The sequence below is a fragment of the Caenimonas sp. SL110 genome (assembly GCF_001044395.1).
Classification (GTDB): Bacteria; Pseudomonadota; Gammaproteobacteria; order Burkholderiales; family Burkholderiaceae_C; genus Ramlibacter.
Genome location: NZ_JANU01000001.1, coordinates 134,907 through 141,487, shown reverse-complemented (window position 1 = coordinate 141,487; position 6,581 = coordinate 134,907). Strand labels below are relative to the sequence as shown.

Sequence of the window (6,581 nt, the reverse complement as noted above, 5' to 3'; positions counted from 1 at the left end):
GGCCCGCCCCATTGCGGCACATGGTTTTTCACTTCCAGCCGTATCGGCTTGGGCAGCAGCCAGGTCGGATACACCGGATCGCAGGCTTCATTGTCAAAGGGTGCGATGGGCGTACTGCCTTGCAAACCCCGCGCCGGTTTCCACTGCTGCATTTGCTCCACGCGCCAGTCGGCATGCGCGAGCGGCTGCACCACGCAGCCTTCGCCCAGCCGCACGCTCAGGCGCTCGACAAGCTGGTGTAGGCGTTCGCCCTTCACGTTGTCTTCGGGCAGCAGGCTCTTGTTCGTGCCGCCCCAGGGCGTGGTTTCGAGCGAGCGCAGGCGCAGGTAGCTCGCGGGCGCGGACAAGGCTGCGCGGCCCAGGTGCTCGGCCACCAGCCGGCGCAGGTGCGCGATGTCCTGCGTGGGCTGCGCTGTACGGATCGCAAGTTGCTCGTGCGGCGGCAGCTTCACGCCGTTCAGGCGGCGCAGGTCCAGCGTCCATTCCAGTTCCAGCGCGAGCACGCCGCGATTGCGCGCCTGCAGCCACACCTGCAATTGCGACAGCAGGCGCTGCGCGCTCCACATCAGCTCGGGGGCGGTGGTGGCCAGCGCCATCAGCTCCACCCGCATGTCGAAATCTTCGGGCAGCGTGAGCCACGGATAGGTTTCATTCGCATGAAAGAAGGCCGCATCGAGCGCCAGCAGAAGCTGCGTGCCGAATCGCCGCGCAAGCCCCTGCCGGGGCAGCGCCAGCAGGTCGCCCCAGTTGCGGCAGCCGATGCGTTCCAGGATGGGAATGTGCGCAATCGCCGCCGTCATCACATCGACGGGCAGATCGTGAGGCACCTGGGCCGGCGCCTGCTGCCCGCGCACTTTCATCCGCAGCATGCCCAGCGCCTCCAGCGATGAGCGCCCTTGCGCCCATTGCACCGGCGACAAGGTTTCACCCGCCTCGAGCAGGCTCTTGAGCAGCGCGCGGCGCCCACCCCACAACCTCAGCGAGGCTGATGCTTCGACAAGAATGGCTTCATCGACGGGGGCAACGCGCGGCGTGTATTGCAACGCTCTCCAGCCCCAGGCGATTCGCTCTTGTTCATGGGTGGGCAGGAGCGCTATCCAGTACATGGATGTTTTCCTGCTGCCCTGGCGACGCCGGCATGCGCACGGGCAAGGGTACGGACAAGGGGGACGTTCGCAGCCTGCGGGATTTCAGCAGCGCTGCGAGCTTGCGCGGATGGGCCGGCAGGCTCACCACCGATTCGAGCGGGGGCCCGCGCCGCTTGAGGATGCGCACATTCATTGCATCGGTGCCATCGACCAGCAGACGAAGCCGCGCAGGCGATGCATCGTTTTGCGAGCGCGCCTCGCGAAACACAAACAGCAGCCGCTGCTGCTCGTGCGCCGCCATCTGCAGGCGCCGCAGTTGCGCCGGGTTGGCCTGCGCAAGCCACGCCACGACAGCAGCCACCTCCGCGCAGCGCAGCGCCTGCTCGCAGGCCCACAGGCGCGCGGCGGGCTTGTCTGCGTTCACGCACAAAAGCCGGTTGCCGGGCAGGCCTTGCGACTGCAGGCTGGGGCCGAACGGCAGGTAGGGCGAACCCACCAGCACCACCGGCCCGGCTGAGGTTTCAATGGCCTTCGCCAGGGCCGGCAAAAGCAGGCGCCAGGCGTGCTGGCCGGGTCTATGCTGCAATACTTCGACCATGCTTCCCAGCGGCCATCCGCCCCCGGGAAGTTGCCTGTCGAGCGGCTCGTGGCCGCTGGCAATCACCGCCTGTTGCGCAGCCAGGTCCTGCACGCGCCAGACGTGCTCCAGCGAAGCTGGATCAACAAGGCGAAGGCGAGGACTGGCAAGTGATGACATGGGAGAATCGGGAAACAACTGTTTGTTTATACAGTGTTTGCCTGACCCCTGACAGCTTTTATTTTTGTCGAACTTTCTATTACTTTTCGCACGCACCCTTGTATTCACTCTTCGAAAAACTCATCCATCCGTACCCCGAAGCGGAGCCCCAACTCCCGCCCAAGGGCTTCTTTCCCTTTGTGTGGGCATGCACCCGGGGCCTGCGCGGCTACGTCCTGCTGCTCGCGTTTTTCAGCGCGGCCGTCTCGGCCTATGAGGCATGGCTGTTCGCCCTGCTCGGCCACATCGTCGACTGGCTGGGCAAGAACGAGCCCGCGCGGCTGTGGGAATTGCAGGGCAAGGAACTGCTGGCGCTGGCAAGCGTGCTGGTGGGCAGCACCCTGTTCATCGCGATGCAGACGTTCTTCAAGCACCAGACGCTCGCCATCAACTTTCCGCTGCGGCTGCGCTGGAACTTCCACCGGCTCATGCTCGGGCAGAGCATGTCGTTCTACTCGGACGAATTCGCAGGACGCATCACGACCAAGGTGATGCAGACGGCGCTGGCCGTGCGCGAGATGATCTTCACCACGACCGATGTGGCCCTGGGCACCATCGTGTACTTCGTGACCATCATGGCGTTTGCCGGTGCCTTCGATGCGCGGCTGATCTGGCCGTTTGCCATCTGGGCGTGCTTCTACGCCGTCTCGGTCTGGTACTTCGTGCCGCGCCTGGGCCGCATGGGCAAGCTGCAGGCCGATGCGCGCGCGATGATGACCGGGCGCATCACCGACGCGTACACCAATATCTCGACGGTGAAGCTCTTCTCGCACACCCAGCGCGAAGCGGGTTTTGCGCGCGCGGCCATGACCGAGTTCATGGTCACCGGCTACAAGCAGATGCGGCTGGTGAGCGCCTTCGAGATCGTCAATCACCTGCTCGTGGTGGGCCTGATCATCGGCACCTGCGGCTATGCGATCTGGCTGTGGTCGCTGGCGCAGGTGGGCATCGGCGCGGTGGCCGCCGTCACCGCGATGGCACTGCGCATCAGCGGCATGTCGCACTGGATCATGTGGGAGATGGCTTCGCTGTTCGAGAACATCGGCACCGTGCAGGACGGCATCGGCACCCTCACCCGCGCGCGCGTCGTGGTCGATGCGCCGGATGCCGGCAAGCTGGAAGTGACGCGTGGCGAAGTGAAGTTCGACGATGCGACGTTCCGCTACGCCAAGGGCGCCGATCCTGTCATCGAAGGCTTCAACCTCACGGTCAAGCCCGGCGAGAAGATCGGCCTCATCGGCCGCTCGGGCGCGGGCAAATCGACACTGGTGAACCTGCTGCTGCGTTTCTATGACCTGAATTCGGGGCGCATCACCATCGACGGGCAAGACATCGCGCGGGTCACGCAGGACAGCCTGCGCACCCACATCGGCATGGTCACGCAGGACACATCGCTCCTGCATCGCTCGGTGCGCGACAACATCTCCTACGGTCGCCCCACCGCGAGCGAAGAAGAGATGATTTCCGCCGCGCGGCGCGCGCAGGCGCACAACTTCATCCAGAACCTGGGCGACACGCATGGCCGCAAGGGCTACGAAGCGCATGTCGGCGAGCGCGGCGTGAAGCTCTCGGGCGGACAGCGCCAGCGCATTGCCATCGCGCGCGTGATGCTCAAAGACGCGCCCATCCTCTTGCTCGACGAAGCCACCAGCGCGCTCGACTCCGAAGTCGAAGCCGCCATCCAGGCGAGCCTGGATGACCTGATGCAAGGCAAGACGGTGATTGCGATCGCGCACCGGCTCTCAACCATCGCAGCAATGGATCGGCTGGTGGTGATGGACCAGGGGCGCATCGTCGAAGAAGGCGATCACCGGACGCTGCTGGCCAAAGGCGGTTTGTATGCCCGCTTGTGGGCGCACCAGAGCGGCGGGTTTCTGGGCGACAACGACGACTAACTGCCCCACCCATGAAGCAGCTCAAGCCCGCAGACTTCAACGGCGACGCGCACGAAGTTGCCCAGATGCTGATCGGCGCCACGCTGCTGGTCGATGGGGTCGGTGGACGCATCGTCGAAACCGAGGCTTACGACCGCGACGATGAAGCCTCACACAGCTTCTCGGGCCCGACACCACGCAATGAAGCGATGTTCGGCCCGGCAGGGCGTGCCTATGTCTATCGCTCGTATGGCATCCACTGGTGCCTGAATTTTGTTTGCCGCGAAAAGGGGCATGGCGCGGGCGTGCTGATTCGCGCGATCGAGCCCACGCAAGGCATGGACCTGATGCGCGCGCGACGAGGCATTCAGGAAGTCAGGCAGCTGTGCTCGGGTCCGGGCAAGGTGGGGCAGGCGCTGGGTGTCACGCGTGCGCTCAACGGCTTGCGGCTGGACGAGGCGCCCTTCGAGGTGTTGGCTGCGGATCAACCTGCCCGAATTGTCAAAGGCCCGCGCATCGGCATTTCAAAAGCGATGGAAGTGCATTGGCGATTTGGCGAAGCGGGATCGAGGTTTCTCAGCCGACCGTTCGGCTGAGACCTGTGCGCCTCGCGTCAATCAGCGACGCACCGCCGGGCCTGCGCCCATGGAGCGCGTGTCCACCACGCCAGCATCCCTGTACTCGGTGATCACGGTCGGCGCACGGTTTTGCCGGTCGGCCCGCGCAATCGCCAGCGCCGTCTGGTCCGACGGAATCACCGTCACTGCCGGTGCCATCGCGACAGCCGGACCGTCGACCACGGCAACGCCTCGCGCCACCACCGTGTGCGGCACGTTCATGCGCCTTGCTGTGGCGGCGTCGGTGAGGAGCGGCGAACTCAGCACGGCCTTTTGCAAACCACGGTTCGTGCCAGTGCCGGCCGCATTGATGGATGTGCAGACGGTGGTGGTGTCAAACACCATGTGTCCGCCCGGAAACCGCTGAGGCACGGTCTGGTGCAGCGGGCGGCTCATGTCCACGGGCGCATCGGCGCCCTGGTAGACAACGCGTCCCGCGCTGTCATGGACGGTGTAGCAGGCCAGTGCATTGAACGAGGCGGCCGATACCAGCAAGCCCAGCAGTGTGAATTTCCAACGACGCATGTTCTTTCTCCAGCTCGCGCAGACATCGCGCTTGATGGGAAGAATGATCACAGCGCAGCCCCGGCGGCTGTGCAGGTCTGTCCTGCAAACGGCTGTAAGCCACAGACCGGTCAGCCGGTAGGTCTTGGGGGTAGCGCGGTATCAGCCCCAGGACGGCGCGTCGCTGCCGGGCGGCATGGAAGGACGGCCATACCTGGCGGGCGTTCGGTCAAGCCCGGCACTGTGGCGGATCGCCCGCAAGGCACCAAATCCTGATTCGCTGTTCTCTGCAAAGGCTTGCACATCGGGTCGATGCACCGCCAGCCCATCTTCCACGCGGCCGAGCTGGCGCAGCCAATGCCCCGTCTGTGCGAGCGAGACCTGCACATGCCAGCTGCCGCCTTCGCGCTGCTGGCGATGCAGTGCGGCGCTGGCGCCCATCGCAATGAGGTAACCGGTTGCTTCGTCGAGGATCTGCATGGGCAGTGCGCGCGGAACGCGTCCGCCTTCTGCGTGGTTGAAGCCCATGGCGGTCTGCACCAGCGAATCGAAACCCCGGCGATGCGACCACGGCCCCTGTGTGCCGTATGCCGTGAGCGACACGTACACGATGCCGGGGCGCTTGCCGGCAACGGCTTCAGGGCCGAACCCCAGATCGCGAAGCCCGCCGGGCCGATAGCCCTGGACGAACACATGCGCGTCGCGCAGCAGTTGGTCCATCGCGCTGCGGCCATGGTCCGCTCGCAGGTCGATGTGTACCGAGCGCTTGCCCCGGCTGGTGTCCGCGATGGCTTCTATGTTGGGAAGATGGGGCGAATTGACCAGCATCACATCGGCACCGTATCCCGCCAGTGCCTTGCCGCCGACCGGTCCCGCCAGGATGCGCGTGAGGTCGAGCACCTTGATGCCCTCCAGCGGCCTTTGATCGTCGCCCAGGGCAGGCAGCGGCAGCGGCTTCGCATCGCCGATGCGGTCGATGGTGAACAGCGGCTGCGATGCGATCGCCCTGCCCTGCTGCGATGCGTCCCATTCGTCGAATGTGCGCATCGCGGTGGCAACCAGGCCCGCGTCGGAAAGAAAAGTCTCCAGGTCGATGGCGCGCCATTGCAGCATCGCCTCTTCTGCGTCCTGTCGCTGCGCGGTGGCCGGATCAAGTCCCAGGAGTTTGAGGGCGCCCTCCCGGTGATGTGCGAAGTTGGCGTGCACCCGGACCCATCCGTCCGAGCAGCGGTAAAGCCCGGAGAACTTGTCCCACAAATCAGGAACGCGCCCATCGACACTGAACCAGCCGGTGCATTCGCAGGCCGCGTGCAGCATGTCCACGCTGACCTGCTGACGGGCCGCGCCGCGCCAGTGTCCGAGTTCGCACGCGGCAAGCGCAGCCGCAGCAATGGTCGATTGCGCAGCCGTGCCGACAGCGAAGGTGGAGGGAAAGACGGGGTCGTGGCCCGTGAGGCGCGTGAAAGCGAGTGCTTCAGCCGGCAAGCCTGCCAGCGCCCAAAGCCCGGAAAGTGCGTCGCGTGCGGAGGTCACGCATGCCATTGTGCTTGTTTACGCCGTGGCAACGCCGCTTGGTTGTCGTGCCGGGCCTGACCCGGCATCCACCGCGAAGCGGCGACTGCGCTCGATCAGGCATGGATTGCGGATCAAGTCCGCAATGACAGCCTCATGACCTGTTGCGAGTCGAGTCCGCAATGACAGC

6 protein-coding genes are annotated in these 6,581 nt (G+C 65.2%); 2 read left to right on the top strand and 4 right to left on the bottom strand.

The window, feature by feature from the left end; translation table 11 throughout:
* Together AQ12_RS00665 and imuA are read right to left on the bottom strand one after the other, a co-directional pair.
* The coding region (locus tag AQ12_RS00665; protein ID WP_048437927.1) for a hypothetical protein at positions 1–1,106 on the bottom strand (1,106 nt) is incomplete at its 3' end.
* Entirely contained in the window at positions 1,075–1,845 is a 771-nt protein-coding gene (gene imuA, locus AQ12_RS00660; protein WP_053076473.1) for a translesion DNA synthesis-associated protein ImuA, read from the bottom strand. The genes imuA and AQ12_RS00665, both read right to left, overlap by 32 nt.
* 98 nt (positions 1,846–1,943) lie before the next feature.
* Between imuA and AQ12_RS00655 the strand changes: the two genes are divergently transcribed.
* Entirely contained in the window at positions 1,944–3,779 is a 1,836-nt protein-coding gene (locus AQ12_RS00655) for an ABC transporter ATP-binding protein (protein WP_048437908.1), read from the top strand.
* Between the two features lie 11 nt (positions 3,780–3,790).
* A complete protein-coding gene (locus AQ12_RS00650) occupies positions 3,791–4,354 on the top strand; it encodes a DNA-3-methyladenine glycosylase (protein ID WP_048437907.1) in 564 nt (187 codons plus the stop codon).
* A gap of 21 nt (positions 4,355–4,375) precedes the next feature.
* Here the strand turns inward: AQ12_RS00650 and AQ12_RS21820 are convergent, their stop codons facing one another.
* On the bottom strand, positions 4,376–4,900 hold the full coding sequence (locus tag AQ12_RS21820; RefSeq protein WP_152682614.1) for a hypothetical protein: 525 nt from the start codon (positions 4,898–4,900) through the stop codon (positions 4,376–4,378).
* A gap of 141 nt (positions 4,901–5,041) precedes the next feature.
* On the bottom strand, positions 5,042–6,421 hold the full coding sequence (locus AQ12_RS00640; RefSeq protein WP_048437906.1) for a CoA transferase: 1,380 nt from the start codon (positions 6,419–6,421) through the stop codon (positions 5,042–5,044).
* Positions 6,422–6,581 lie beyond the last annotated feature (160 nt).

Excerpts from the sequence above, each read along its gene's own strand:
- imuA (WP_053076473.1), bottom strand. The coding sequence starts at position 1,845 with ATGTCATCACTTGCCAGTCCTCGCCTTCGCCTTGTTGATCCAGCTTCG.
- AQ12_RS00650 (WP_048437907.1), top strand. The coding sequence starts at position 3,791 with ATGAAGCAGCTCAAGCCCGCAGACTTCAACGGCGACGCGCACGAAGTT.
- AQ12_RS21820 (WP_152682614.1), bottom strand. The coding sequence starts at position 4,900 with ATGCGTCGTTGGAAATTCACACTGCTGGGCTTGCTGGTATCGGCCGCC.
- AQ12_RS00640 (WP_048437906.1), bottom strand. The coding sequence starts at position 6,421 with ATGGCATGCGTGACCTCCGCACGCGACGCACTTTCCGGGCTTTGGGCG.